The sequence below is a fragment of the Bradyrhizobium sp. 186 genome (genome assembly GCF_023101685.1).
In the GTDB taxonomy this organism is placed as follows: domain Bacteria; phylum Pseudomonadota; class Alphaproteobacteria; order Rhizobiales; family Xanthobacteraceae; genus Bradyrhizobium.
The window spans coordinates 8355759-8368298 of the sequence record NZ_CP082164.1 but is presented as its reverse complement, the minus strand read 5'-3'; the positions used below and the strand labels follow the sequence as shown (position 1 = coordinate 8368298).

12 protein-coding genes are annotated in these 12540 nt (G+C 58.4%); 9 read left to right on the top strand and 3 right to left on the bottom strand.

Annotation, left to right across the window (positions count from 1 at the left end):
• The first annotated feature begins 171 nt into the window (after positions 1–171).
• Genes sctQ through IVB18_RS40130 form a run of 5 tightly spaced genes read left to right on the top strand, consistent with a single transcriptional unit; the run spans position 172 to position 3883 of the window.
• The gene (sctQ, locus tag IVB18_RS40150; RefSeq protein ID WP_346658718.1) at positions 172–1080 is read left to right on the top strand and encodes a type III secretion system cytoplasmic ring protein SctQ; all 909 of its coding nucleotides are present in this window, start codon (positions 172–174) and stop codon (positions 1078–1080) included.
• Positions 1073–1738 carry a type III secretion system export apparatus subunit SctR gene (sctR, locus tag IVB18_RS40145; RefSeq protein ID WP_247384404.1) on the top strand — a complete coding sequence of 222 codons (666 nt, stop codon included), beginning with the start codon at positions 1073–1075 and terminating at the stop codon, positions 1736–1738. The genes sctQ and sctR overlap by 8 nt, the downstream gene beginning before the upstream one ends.
• Before the next feature lie 2 nt (positions 1739–1740).
• On the top strand, positions 1741–2016 hold the full coding sequence (locus IVB18_RS40140; protein ID WP_247985742.1) for an EscS/YscS/HrcS family type III secretion system export apparatus protein: 276 nt from the start codon (positions 1741–1743) through the stop codon (positions 2014–2016).
• A gap of 11 nt (positions 2017–2027) precedes the next feature.
• Positions 2028–2849, top strand: a complete 822-nt coding sequence (gene sctT, locus IVB18_RS40135) for a type III secretion system export apparatus subunit SctT (protein ID WP_247985741.1) — start codon at positions 2028–2030, stop codon at positions 2847–2849.
• Positions 2846–3883 (top strand): EscU/YscU/HrcU family type III secretion system export apparatus switch protein, encoded by a 1038-nt coding sequence (locus IVB18_RS40130; protein ID WP_247426090.1) that lies wholly within the window; start codon positions 2846–2848, stop codon positions 3881–3883. The genes sctT and IVB18_RS40130 overlap by 4 nt, the downstream gene beginning before the upstream one ends.
• A gap of 43 nt (positions 3884–3926) precedes the next feature.
• On the opposite strand, the gene IVB18_RS40125 is transcribed toward IVB18_RS40130, so the two are convergent.
• The 3 genes from IVB18_RS40125 to IVB18_RS40115 form a co-directional block, all read right to left on the bottom strand.
• Positions 3927–4589 (bottom strand): CpaD family pilus assembly lipoprotein, encoded by a 663-nt coding sequence (locus IVB18_RS40125; protein ID WP_247985740.1) that lies wholly within the window; start codon positions 4587–4589, stop codon positions 3927–3929.
• 10 nt (positions 4590–4599) lie between these two features.
• Positions 4600–6021 (bottom strand): type II and III secretion system protein family protein, encoded by a 1422-nt coding sequence (locus tag IVB18_RS40120; protein WP_247991848.1) that lies wholly within the window; start codon positions 6019–6021, stop codon positions 4600–4602.
• Positions 6022–6094: 73 nt separating this feature from the next.
• The gene (locus IVB18_RS40115) at positions 6095–6784 is read right to left on the bottom strand and encodes a response regulator transcription factor (RefSeq protein ID WP_247985739.1); all 690 of its coding nucleotides are present in this window, start codon (positions 6782–6784) and stop codon (positions 6095–6097) included.
• Positions 6785–7123: 339 nt separating this feature from the next.
• Between IVB18_RS40115 and IVB18_RS40110 the strand changes: the two genes are divergently transcribed.
• The 4 genes from IVB18_RS40110 (at position 7124) to IVB18_RS40095 (ending at position 12336) form a co-directional block, all read left to right on the top strand.
• Entirely contained in the window at positions 7124–7639 is a 516-nt protein-coding gene (locus IVB18_RS40110; protein WP_247985738.1) for a hypothetical protein, read from the top strand.
• A 779-nt stretch (positions 7640–8418) separates the two neighbouring features.
• On the top strand, positions 8419–9165 hold the full coding sequence (locus IVB18_RS40105; RefSeq protein ID WP_346732684.1) for a host specificity protein: 747 nt from the start codon (positions 8419–8421) through the stop codon (positions 9163–9165).
• Positions 9098–9568, top strand: a complete 471-nt coding sequence (locus IVB18_RS52035; RefSeq protein ID WP_346732581.1) for a group II intron maturase-specific domain-containing protein — start codon at positions 9098–9100, stop codon at positions 9566–9568. Before IVB18_RS40105 ends, IVB18_RS52035 begins: the two co-directional genes overlap by 68 nt.
• A gap of 794 nt (positions 9569–10362) precedes the next feature.
• On the top strand, positions 10363–12336 hold the full coding sequence (locus IVB18_RS40095; protein ID WP_346732580.1) for a hypothetical protein: 1974 nt from the start codon (positions 10363–10365) through the stop codon (positions 12334–12336).
• The last annotated feature ends 204 nt before the right edge of the window (positions 12337–12540 follow it).

The window sequence follows — 12540 nt, the reverse complement described above, 5'->3', positions numbered from 1 at the left end:
TGCCCTGTACAGCCGCCTCCTGCAACTCGCGCGGACGCATACGCGAAGTACGAGCCGACCCAGCGTCTAACGCAGAGTCTCGTCTCGTGGCTCAACAGAAACGTGCGGCCCTCCGCCTCTTTGCGGAGTAACCTTTGCGACAAGCCGCTATCGGTGCGACTGGAACGACTTGTGTGGCAGGAGGAACCTCCGGCTCTGTCGATGCTCGATTGCGTTTGGGGCCTCGGCGATGATGCGCTCGTGTTGTCGATACCGCATGCGCTTGCCGAGGCCTTGATCTCGACAGTACAGAGTGGCCTAGCTTTACTTTCCGAGCCAAGTCGTTCGCTGGTTCTCGAACTTGCACTTGAACCGTTGCTCGCGCGCCTGGAGACTGAGACAGAGCAGCAACTGCGACTCCTTCATGTTGGAAAGGCCGAGAAGAACGGGCCTTATATCGAACTCGACATCATCTACGGTCCGGTCAGGGGCAAAGGTCGCCTATTTCTTTTCTCGCCTCTTGATGGACCGATACCGCCGGCGTTCCGCGCCTTAGGCGGGCTGCTCGGCCAATTGCCGCGACATTTGTGTGAGGTCTCCGCACAGTTACCCGTTACGGTTGCAGGAGAGATCGGCTCCCTCCGGGCGTCAGCCTCGCTTCTTCGCAAAACGCGTAAGGGCGACGCTTTGTTGCCGGATGTAACGCCATTCGCCCGCGGTCAGATCATCCTCACTGCGGGCCGGTTATGGACCGCGGCAGATGTCACTGGCAACCGCCTGATCCTGCACGGACCGTTTCGCTTGCGGCCGCGCCCTCTGGAGTATGCGCATATGACGACACTACCCGGTTCACAGCAGCCGCCTTCGGAAGCCGATCTTGACGATATTGAGATTTCGCTTGTCTTTGAATGCGGCCGCTGGCCCATCACGCTGGGAGCCTTGAGAAGCATCAGCAAAGGATATGTATTCGAACTTGGCCGGCCGGTCGACGGCCCGGTCGATATCCTCGCAAACGGCGTACGTATCGGGAGTGGCGACATAGTACGTATTGGGGACGAGCTCGGCGTTAGACTGCGTGGCGGGTTAGCGGGTAATGACTAACATTGAACCAGCAATACTGCCGCTTCTTGCGGTCACGGCCGCGCTCGGCTTGTTGGTCTTCGCTGTCGTCACGACCACGGCGTTCGTAAAGGTATCTGTCGTTCTCTTCCTCGTTCGCAATGCGCTTGGGACCCAGTCGATTCCACCGAACATCGTTCTATACGGCGCAGCATTGATGCTCACCGCCTTCACGAGCGCCCCCGTCTTTGAGCAGAGCTACAATCGAGTCGCCGATTTGCAGCTCCGCTATCAAACGCTCGAGGATTGGGTAGCCGCTGCGAAAGTTGGGCAGGAGCCGCTGCGAGGCTATCTCAAGAACTTCACCAATGAAGAACAGCGAGACTTCTTCCTGTCCTCGACCGAACGTGTCTGGCCGGAAGAGATGCGCGGCAGAGCCACAGCCGATGATTTTGTCATTCTCGTCCCATCTTTTCTAATCTCAGAACTCAAGCGTGCCTTCGAAATCGGGTTTTTACTATACCTTCCGTTTATCACTATCGATCTGATCGTAACGACCATTCTGATGGCCATGGGCATGTCAATGGTGTCTCCGACAGTGATCTCAGTTCCTTTCAAGCTGTTTCTATTCGTGGCAATTGACGGCTGGTCGCGGCTTATGCACGGGCTAGTGCTGAGCTATACAACACCTGGAGGGTGAGCATGGATGAGGCCACTATTCTCCCTTATATGAGCCGATCACTGGTGCTTTTCATGACCTGGGTTCTGCCTCCGCTCATTGCAGCGGCGGTCGCCGAAACCGTCATCGGCATCATCCAGGCGGCAACGCAGATCCAGGATCAGACATTGCCACTGACTGTGAAGCTTTTGGTCATTGTTGGGATTATAGCTTTGTTTTCTCCGGTGCTGAGCGCCCCGCTCATCGAACAAGCCAAGCAGATCTTCACTGATTTTCCCGCGCTCACGACGGGCTACTAGCAGCCGCCGTCATGTATGATCTGTCAACCACCGACACGCAAAGTCTGATCCAGGCGACCATCGAACTCGTCGTTGCTGCCGGCCTTGGTGCGGCCCGCCCCGTGGGCATTATGCTGGTGCTTCCGGTATTTACGCGTCCGCAGATCGGCGGCCTGATCCGCGGTTGCCTGGCCGTTGCGCTCGAACTACCATACTTGGCGCACATCGCCGATGGCCTGAAGGAGCTAGATCCGGACACCCGTCTGCTCAAGATCCCGCTACTCGGTCTTAAGGAGACGTGTGTCGGCCTGCTGATCGGCGCCCTGCTCAGTATTCCCCTCTGGAGTCTTCAGGCCGTCGGCGAGTTCATCGACGCGCAACGGGGCATCAGCAGCGTGGTCACTCCCGCCGATCCCGCGACACGCAGTCAGGCTTCGGCGACGGGACTGCTTATCGGTACCACCGCGATCACGATCTTCGTCGTATCGGGGGGCCTGCAAACCATGATCAGCGGGCTTTACGGCAGCTATCTGGTTTGGCCGGCTTATCAGCTTGGACCCACGCTGAGCATGCAAGGGACACTGGAGTTGTGGGGCGTGCTCGACAGCATCATACGTACCGCCGTCCTGGTCTCTGGACCGGTGGTAGCTTTCCTCTTGCTGGCCGACATATCAGCGCTCCTGCTCGGGCGCTTTGCGCCGCAATTCAACCCGCGGGACCTATCTTTGACGATCAAGAATATAGGCTTTGCGATCGTCATGGTCACTTATACGATCTATCTCATCGAATACATGCAGTCGGAAATCATGCAGTCGAGCCGAGAGCTGGAGAGGCTTGAAAGGAATCTGAAGTGAGCGACACGAGCGAAGAGAAAACGCTCGCCCCCACTGAAAAGAAGCTAAGCGATTCGCGCAAGAAAGGCATGGTTCCGCATAGCACGGATCTAGTCAGGGCCGTCAGCGCTTGCGCCGGTCTCGGCTATCTCTGGTTAGAAGCGAGTTCCATCTACGACAAATGTCGTGAAGCGCTCATGCTGACTGACAAGCTGCTTGATAAGCCGTTCAATATTGCGGTCGATCTTGCGCTCGGCGTCTTGCCCGAACTTGCACTGAGAATTGTTGGCCCGCTTCTTGGGAGTATGGTCACCTGCGCAATTCTGACGACGGTCCTGGCCAATGGTGGATTAGTGTTCTCCTCGGAGCCGATGACGCCGAAATTCGAGAACATTGATCCCATCAGCGGACTGAAGCGCATCGCTTCTTTGCGTTCCCTCATCGAGCTTGGCAAGACCTTGTTCAAGGTCTTCTGCCTCGGCGCGATCTTTCTCCTCGTCGTTGTCGGCGCGTGGAAGACACTGGTCTATCTGCCGGTTTGCGGCACGGGCTGCTTCGAGTTCGTGTTCATTCAAGTGAAACTGTTGATCGGGATTGCAAGTGGTGCATTTCTGATCGGCGGATTGGTCGATCTCCTCGTCCAGCGCTGGTTGTTTTTGCGCGGCATGCGCATGACTAAGAGCGATATGAAGCGCGAGGACAAGGAGCAGCAAGGCAGTCCGGAGGTGAAACGCGAACACCGACGCCTTCGGCGGGAGCAGGCGAGCGAGTCTCCACTCGGCGTGCGTCGCGCGACATTGATCTTGACTGGGCGCGAGCTGCTGGTCGGGGTACGCTACATCCGTGGCGAAACGGGCGTCCCGGTCCTGGTTTGCCGCGGCGATGGGGAGGCGGCTTCACGGCTCATTGATGAAGCGAGGCGCCTTCGTCTCAGTATCGTCGATGATCACGTCCTGGTCCGTGAGCTAATCTGCAACACTAGCCTTGGCAATTCCATTCCTGTCCAGTATTTCGAGGCTGTCGCAAAAGCACTCTTTGCCGCCGGCCAAGTCTAGTTCGTGTTGTGAATGAGGTCGCATCGAATGACTGATGTTCTCGCTATCGAGACGGCTGCACGGTCTGGGTGCCGGCAGACGTGGGATCTGATAGCAGCTTGTTGTTAGCTATACCCAAGTTGCTGTTATTGCCGGTCGCGAAGGCTTTGTATGTGGCAACGGGAATGGCCGCACGATTGCCATCACTCGGCACAACGGCCTGATTGTCAATCAAGTCGCGCGGATCGTTGACCATGCCGGCCAAGTTGCTGCGGATCGAGCAGCCAAGCGTCGGATCGAAAGAATTGTCGTTCACTGAAGGGCCGACGATCGCAATCGACGGACAAACGGGAGGGTGCGCCTCGTACGTAATCGCCTCGATTCGGGCGGCAGAGCCATCACGCCTATCGATGAATGGACCGTACAGGCGGATGTTGTGAGCGTCGACGCCCACTGCGCGGGCCTCAGCTGCTATCTGCGCCCCGAGCCGACGTGAGCCGACGATATCAAGATGGAGCGCGTCATACCGACCGCGACTGGTACTCGCTATGAAATAACGCAGACGCTGCCGTTCGGGCCCTCCGAGGGTCTGTAACAGTAAGACGTTCTTCTCCTGTTCAACTAGGATCGCTTGCGCGGTCGGCTCGAGGTAAGTCGGCGCGGTGCTTGCGCAGCCACCTAGACTGGCCGTCAGACCGATGAGGGGGCGCACGAATCGTAATCTCATTGGTCGATCCTCATTCGATGATGTGGCCGGTGCCCCTTGTCGCGCCTGGTTCGCTTATCGGGGGAGCACTGCGAACAGGCGAGCGCGTTGCCAATGTGTTCGTCAGACTGCGCGCGAGGTCTGAGGGCGGAGCGATGCGGTCGGTGGGCGCACTCATCTGCTTCGAGTTCGATCTTGGCCGCACGACGTAAGGCGTGACGATGATCACGAGTTCCGTCTCCTCCTGTTGAAATGACGATGAGCGAAATAGCGCACCAAGAATCGGAACGTCGCCGAGCCAAGGGAAAGTCGTGATCTCAGTGCTGAAGTTGCGCCGGATAAGCCCACCAATTGCAAAGCTCTGGCCGCTGGCGAGCTCGACGACCGTGTTGGCACGCCGGGTGGAGAGAGCCGGCACGGAGATGCCGTTGATGTTGACAGCACCTTGTGACGATAGTTCGCTGACTTCAGGCTTCACGCGGATATTGATCTGATTGTTACTGAGAACGGTCGGCACAAACTCCAGGCTGACGCCGAAGTGACGGAACTCGACAGAGACCTGCCGATTGTCCTGCAACACCGGAATGGGAAATTCGCCGCCGGCGAGGAAGCTGGCGGATTCGCCGGACATTGCGGTGAGGTTCGGTTCAGCAAGTACGGAAGCGAGGCGCTCGTGAGCCAGTGCATCGAGCATAGCGCTGACGTTCACATGGCCAGTGTTGACTCCCATCTTCGCCGTACCGCCGCCCTGCGCCGCGCCGTATCCACCACCACTGCCACTGACCAAGCCGAGAGTGAAAGGGCCAGCTTGACCGGAAGCGGAGAGGTTGACGCCGAGCTCCTTCATGGCGCTCCGGGAGACCTCCGCCACCCGCACGCTCAGATTCACCTGCAATGACCCAGCCACCTGAATCTTGTTGACGACGAGCGCACCAGACCCAAGAAACTGCTCGGTCACTTTCATCGCTATATCGACGATCTCCGCATTGGGCGCCGTACCGCTAAGGATGGCCCCGCGCGGGGTGTAGCTTACCTGGATGGGATAGTCGCCGACCTGGGCTTTCAGCGTGGCGCGCAGATCCTCGATCGGCTGCGTGACGACAACACGCATCTCCGCGAGAGCCTCCCCGCCCTCGTTCAGTGCGAACAAGGTGGTCCGCCCGGATTTTTTGCCGAAAACGAAGATGGTCTTGTTCGAAGGTGCCTGATAGTCCGCGACCGTAGGATCTGCGACAAAGATGCTCGCAGCTGGCGCTGGCAGATGAATCGTCTTACCGAACGAAGAGGAAAGGGTCAGCGTTCCGCTAATGCCGTCAGGAGCCGTACGCTGCGGCCCGCCTACATCATCCCGCTTGATCTGAGCTACGGCAGCAGCCGGGAATAGCAGGACGACCACGCACAAAAGCTGCGAAAGACAAGGAAGAAAGGTGGACGAAAGGCCGTTGGCGGCGATCGATCCTCGAGTGACGCCAGCATGCTTGTCAAGAATGATGCTCAAGATGGTCTTTTCTTTCAAGTTCAATTAACTACGCGGTCGATGCCGCGCCTTTCAATTCGAGGACGTAGCCGATCCCGCGCGCGGTTTTGATCCGTAGCGTCGCACCGGACTGACTCAAATGACCGCGCAAACGATAGATTCCGACCTCAAGCGCATTGGTTGAGACCTCGTCGTCAAATGCATAGAGGCTATCCTCCAATGACGCGCGAGCCACGGTGCGGCCGGCGCGGCTGAGCAGATGTTCGAGAATGCACACCTCGCGGCGCGCAATCTTCAGCGGTCGACCATTAACCGACGCCTGCCGACCGATCGGATCGAATCGTAGATTGCCAAAGGTAACGATGGGGGCCGTCATTTGCGTTGATCGGCGCAGAGTAGCGCGCATCCGTGCGATGAGTTCATCAGTAGATACGGGCTTGGGCAGGAAGTCGTCCGCACCGCCATTAAATAGCGCTATCCGCCTACCGAGCTCGTTGAAGTTACTCATCATCACGGCAGGCATCGAATGTCCGTCACGTCTCAACTGCTTCAGCCAATCCAAGCCGTCTCCATCCGGTAGAACCAACTCGAGCAAGAGAATGTCATAGCTGGCGCAACAAAAAGCGGCGGCCGCCTCGTCCAGGGTGCACGCTACATCAACGGCAAAACCGCAATGGGAGAGCGCCTCTTGTACAACGCGCGCTGGGTCCGTCTCATGATCAACGAGTAGCGTTCGCATTCCACCTCCTATCACGTCACGCCAAGACACCCACCACGTCTCGTTCAAGCATGACCGCCCCGAGCGGAATTGAACAGTCCGGCCTCCGCGTAAGCGTTGGAAGCCGGAATAGACGAAGAGCAGCGGTATTGGCGAATCGCATACCGGATCGGGATTCCATTGTAAGCTCGACTGACATTGTTCACTGTCTCACGTGGCCCGCATGCATCTTGGTGACGTCGAATGTGCTCTTGCCACCGGGACATAGGCGGCAATCAATCAAATGCATCGATAGGCTGGCAGCACCCCGCTCATCGCCGGAACAATCCCGGCAGTTGTCGCCGACATCGTGAGGTCGAGATGATTGCCGAGAACACATTGATTGGTGAAATCGATGGTTTGGATCGAATGCATTCGCATGGCGGATCAGTGACAATGCCGTTCCATGGTCTGGATCTAAATCTCCTCATCCCGATCGATGCTTCCGATGGCGAGCGCAGCCGCACGGCCGCAGGTTTGATGGGGAGCAGCGATGATAAGCGATTTGCATCGCGACGCCCTCAATTTGCAAAGCCTCACACGCCGGCAGACGTTCCGTGCTGGAGCAACGAACTTCCTCATTCGGCCTGGAAGGTGAGCCTCCATCGTGCTCCGATCACCGGAGCGACTGTGATGGCCAAGCGCGGCTACGCTCAGCTGGAAAACGGCATAACCGAGGCCGTGCTGCCGCGCCTTCCTTCTTTGAACTTTTATAAAGCCACCGAGACGCTGTGGAATGAACTGCTCAACGGCCGCACAAATCCAAAGACGGGGGGTGACATGAAGTTGACCGCACCGGGCAAAACCGTACCTACAACCCGATCGCGGCGTCCATGATCACGTACTCCTCGCAGCTTTGCCGACAGCAAACCTACCATGTTGCGTGATGCACGGCGCTTTCCCTACCTGGCAGCACATGAAGTGTGAAATCAATTCTTTGGATGGATTGCATTCACAGCCTGGATAGTAACAACACGTCTGAGGTCTGTGTCTCAGTCTCCTAGTCGCACCTGATGCTCTGATGACCGAACGCAGTCTGTCGGTGGCAGCTCTGGTGGGGCGAGCGATGATTTTGGTGATTTGCATGGCGGCGTCTTCCTGCAAGGCTCACATTGGCGCCGACTCTTCTGGACTAGCAAACCAGGTGATGGTCACTCGCCCAGCAATGTCGGTTCTGCTCCATCCGGACGTGGGAAAAAAATGTTGTTGTGATCGACATTCTACGTCTGATCAGAACGGTGCATCATCTCGGAATCGGTGGGCGACTTGCTTCGGAATTCGCATGGTGCATGACCGCGCGTCTGCAAGTTGTTCCGTCTGAGCCGAAGCGCCCCGATCCTAGAGAGCTTGACGGCCAATGAGTCTTCCGCAGAGTGCTTGGCAGTCGCATCGGAGTGCGGACAGATGCTTTGGTCAGGTTGTGGTCAGCTAGGTTGTATATCCTCCTCGGCAAAGCTTGCGCGGCACGAGCTCAATCGCGTGCATTTTGCCGATGCGGGAGCGATCTGATGTATGGCAGAATCGGTGGCTCATCCAGCCAGTTCACAAGCGCTAACCAGGCTGATGAATCGGGAGAGGCGGGAGATAGCCCCCGTTTTGCGGAAGCGGTTGCCGGCATGGAGCGAGGTGGGTCGTCGTCGGCGGGCGCGACGCCATACTCCCTGCGTTCCAATCCGCCCATTATCAAGATCGTCGACCGAGAATCTTTCATGCGCAAAGTGAAGAAATTCTTGTCCAGTGACATCATGCACATCGCCAGTAACCCGCAAGAGTACTCCGATTTTGTTTCGGAGAAAGCCGAGCGGGCTGCAACTGTCGCTGGAGGCTATTCCAGTACTTACGATGATCCGGATAAGCCCGCGCGATTTTTCAGCTATCAGTTGGGTGACGAAACTGTAGGGCTTCTAAGAGCCGGAGGCTCGGTCCGGATCAAAGGAGACCATTTTCGCCAACAGTTCGGGCGTAACGATATCACGTCCGTGGTAGATCTACGCGTTACTCATCCGCTCGTCGAGAACGCGGGCGATATCCTGCTGGAGCATCAACTGCGAATGGACGGCGATCATCCGTTGGTCTTATCACGTCCTGGCGTAGGAGGTATGGAACCCCGTCTAGCGGAAATGGGTTTTGTTCACGTGGGTCGCAATAACTGGGTGCTTGATCCTCAACAGCATCCCGAAGTGTGGACGAAGAACGAGAACGACCGGTGGCAGCGAGTAGACAGGCCTACAAAGTATCTTTCCAAAGTCGAGGATAGCGATAGTCAAGAGAGCTGCGAGACGGATTCGTCTGACGATGATCCCTCGTATTACCTGGAGCGCGCTGTTCGAAGATTGGCTCTGGGACAAGACGATTCGGAATGATGAGAGCGGGCTGGGACCGACTGGCTATTGCACGGGCCGGTTCAGAAGTGAACTTGAAGGAAGCGCTCGCGCCGGATCGTGCTCCTCGCGCGTGACAGATGCCCGGTTTCGAACGTCAAGTTTGACTTCCTCGGCTACTGCTTCCGGCCGCGACGGGCAAAGAACTCACAAAACGCCTCGGTGTTTGCAGTTTTCTGCCTGGGGTCAGCGCTTCGGCGCTGAAGTTTATGCGGGCGACAATCCGGGATTTGAACCTCCGAAGACGGACCATGTGTCAATGGCTGATATCGCTCGGCAGCTCAATCCACTCCTGCGGGAGTGGATTGCGTATTACGTTCGATTCACGCGGGCGCCTCTGGGGCAAACCTTCGATACGTCAATCAGACAATCGAGGCTTGGATGATGCGGAAGTTCAAACGCTTTATGGGTCGCAAGGCCAAGACCGGCCGCGTTCTCGAACGACTATCTCGCGAACGTCCCGGGTTGTTCGCACACTGGAAGATCGGCATACGCGGCTCGTTCGCCTGATGGGAGCCCAGTGAGGCGAGAGTCTCACGCTGGGATCCATGAGAGGCCGGCGGTGAGATTCCGCCGGCCTACTCGCCAAAGCCGTCTGCCCGGATCTGTGAGGGCAAAGCCAAATGGCCGAGCTACTCGACCACGATCCACGGCGATCCGGGTTTCCTGTGCAACCCGGAAAAACGCCCTTCGTCAGCTACTCGTCAGCCAGCCTGTCTATCCAGACAGGCTGCGCATTCTCGACTTGATTGGAGATGGAATATGACGGGCATTGGCCGATCTGGCAGATCACGCATTGGGGATGCTGGAGCCGGATCGAGCAGTTCACGCTCGCACTCAAGTCTAGCCGCTGGGGAAGGCAGTCAATCGTTCGATTCCGTCGTGGAGCGGATGCGCTCTGGGCCCCAAGATAGAGGGACGCCCTCCGCTAGCATGGCGCGCGGTGCCGACGATGCCCTTGGCGACAGGTCTTCCGGTCCCTCCGTTGGCCCAGATCGAATCCTAGGCGCCGCGCCACGTGCAGCCGCTGCGCCACGTGCAGTCACTGCGCGGCGGCGCGGCTTTCCCTCAGTGTCGGAGGGTGGAGACACGGCGCCGGTCGCCAGCCAGCCGCCAACTTCGGGTGTGGCAGTCCCCATTTCCTCGTCAGAGGAAGAAATCAACGCAACAAAGCGACGCATGGACCGCCTGGTTGAGGAATTTGACGCTTGCCGTAATGCGGCCATGCAAGCCCAGAACTCGGAGGAGGCGCAAGAGCTGACCGATCGGTTCGTCAAAGCAGGCTCAGCAGTTCTGGACTACTACGCGAGCCTGCGCCCGGCCGTGGCGCGGAGCACTCTGTCCGACGCTGAGGCCCGTCAATACCGCTATGCCGTGCTCGATGCGGCCCACCAATGCAACGCACTGGCCTCATCGACTATCGTCCCCTTGGAAGAGCGCAGAAAGCGTACGGCAGCCCTGCTCAAGCGGACGCTCCAATCCAACGCTACCCCCGACCAACTGAGCCGAGTGGCTTCCAGTGTGGCGAAGGAGCATGTGGCTTGCATGGAGTGGTGGGGAAAGAAGGTGTTGCGCTCGGAACGGATGGTGTCCGTCTGCGAGGCCACCGCCAACTTGCCAAGCACGACGCCCGAGATGCGGAAGCCTGAAGAGGCAGCACTACGCCTGAATACCGGCTCGGTACTTTATGCGGGGTGCATGTATCTGCACTCGCGGATTGCGCTCGCGCAGCTTCTGATTGAGTCTCAGGCGAGCACGTTTGAACCACCCGTGAGGGACGCCCTCATGGGTGAGAACGGGCGGGTGCGTCTGCTCGGGACCTTTGTCGAGGATGTTTTTCCGGCATTCCTCTCGACGGCCGGAGCCGTTCTGCACAACAACGGAGCGGCACTCGACGCAGAGCACTGCACCGTTCTGGAAGGAGTCATGGAACGGCTTTCGGAATTTGCCCCAGGGGTGCAAGGCATCGTTGCCAGGCTAAGGGATACCGGAACTGATGCCGACCTTCCATTGGAACAGTTGGACCAGATCGTGGAAGGTGCATGGGTCACCGCGCACCAAGTCACGCGACTTTTGGCAGCGCAGCCAAAGAGGCAAGTGGAGCCGCCTGCCCAGACTGCGATATCGGAAAAGACCGACTTAGCGGCTGAGAGCCACGCGGCGCGCAGGAAGGGGAAAGGCAAGCGCGCACCGGCCGCAGGCGAGGGGAGTTCAACTCCCGGGCTGCGCGAGCCGCAGCTCGCCAGGCCCGACGCTGCCACGGTTATCGTACTCTCGGATCTGGGTACGAAGAAACTCGCGAGTGCAGAGGAGGCACGCGCGAGGGCGTCATCATCGGCGACCGAGCACCTGGCGATGTGGCAGGCTCCGCCCTCCAGGAACGCACTGACGGGATTACTCAAGCGATTGGACGAGCTGCTGCAGTTCGATCTGCCGGCTCAGCAAAGCGCCGTCTCGCAAGCGCGCCAGATGAAGCCCGAGGACGCCGACCACGTCGTGGATCTCGTCCTTAAGCGCCTGCAGACGCAGGCCGTCGAGATTGAGGCCTGTGTAGCCGCGCTGGAGGAGCCCCTCCGCCATGGCCTCCTCACGCCTGCGCAAATGACCGAAGTGCACAAAAAAGTAGTCCGGCTTAAGGCGATGTTGTCCGAGGTTCGTGGACAGGAAAACTCATTGAACGCGCGAAAGGCGGCGATCACGATCGATTGCATGAAGACCTATGCGTTTCCGTCGCAGAAGTACCTTGAACAGTTGCGGGCGGCCGAAGAACTTGCGTCTGTGTATCCACCCCGCGCCTTGAAGAGCGAGCCAGCGACGCTGTTCGAGATCAAGCTGCAGCCCAAGGCGCTGCGCAGTGGTAGGATGCCAAATCCGATGTGGGTGCACATCCATACCAAGCTGCCGGTACATGCCTGGCAGTTGGCCACGCTGGGCGGCGCCGACTTCGCCGCTTGCCACGTGAAGTCCAATGAACAGCGCGGCTACAATCGGCAATGGCAGAGCGCTCGAGCCGCCACGGGGCACGAGAACGTCGTGATCCACCGCGGCAAGCTCACGCCTGCGTTCTGTAAGTCGTTGTTGAGCATCGTCCCATGCTACTCCCTTCCCGAGGCGGAGCACGCGTCGATGCAGTTCGCGCGCCTCAGGATGTAGTTACCTGAGTGTCTCGCGCCAGAGCGTCGCTGTGGTGACACCATCAAGCAGACCGTTATCACCGAGAGGAAATCCTCGATGAACTCGAAGCCGGCGCGGGCTCCTCGAACAGATCGACAACGGGGTCCGACTGAAATTCGATCGGGAGCGTCGAGACCCCGACTTCCTTTCGCTTGAAAAACAGCATTGCTGCGCTTTGTCGCC

Excerpts from the sequence above, each read along its gene's own strand:
- sctR (WP_247384404.1), top strand. The coding sequence starts at position 1,073 with ATGACTAACATTGAACCAGCAATACTGCCGCTTCTTGCGGTCACGGCC.
- IVB18_RS40140 (WP_247985742.1), top strand. The coding sequence starts at position 1,741 with ATGGATGAGGCCACTATTCTCCCTTATATGAGCCGATCACTGGTGCTT.
- sctT (WP_247985741.1), top strand. The coding sequence starts at position 2,028 with ATGTATGATCTGTCAACCACCGACACGCAAAGTCTGATCCAGGCGACC.
- IVB18_RS40125 (WP_247985740.1), bottom strand. The coding sequence starts at position 4,589 with ATGAGATTACGATTCGTGCGCCCCCTCATCGGTCTGACGGCCAGTCTA.
- IVB18_RS40115 (WP_247985739.1), bottom strand. The coding sequence starts at position 6,784 with ATGCGAACGCTACTCGTTGATCATGAGACGGACCCAGCGCGCGTTGTA.
- IVB18_RS40110 (WP_247985738.1), top strand. The coding sequence starts at position 7,124 with ATGATTGCCGAGAACACATTGATTGGTGAAATCGATGGTTTGGATCGA.
- IVB18_RS40105 (WP_346732684.1), top strand. The coding sequence starts at position 8,419 with ATGGAGCGAGGTGGGTCGTCGTCGGCGGGCGCGACGCCATACTCCCTG.
- IVB18_RS52035 (WP_346732581.1), top strand. The coding sequence starts at position 9,098 with ATGATCCCTCGTATTACCTGGAGCGCGCTGTTCGAAGATTGGCTCTGG.
- IVB18_RS40095 (WP_346732580.1), top strand. The coding sequence starts at position 10,363 with ATGGACCGCCTGGTTGAGGAATTTGACGCTTGCCGTAATGCGGCCATG.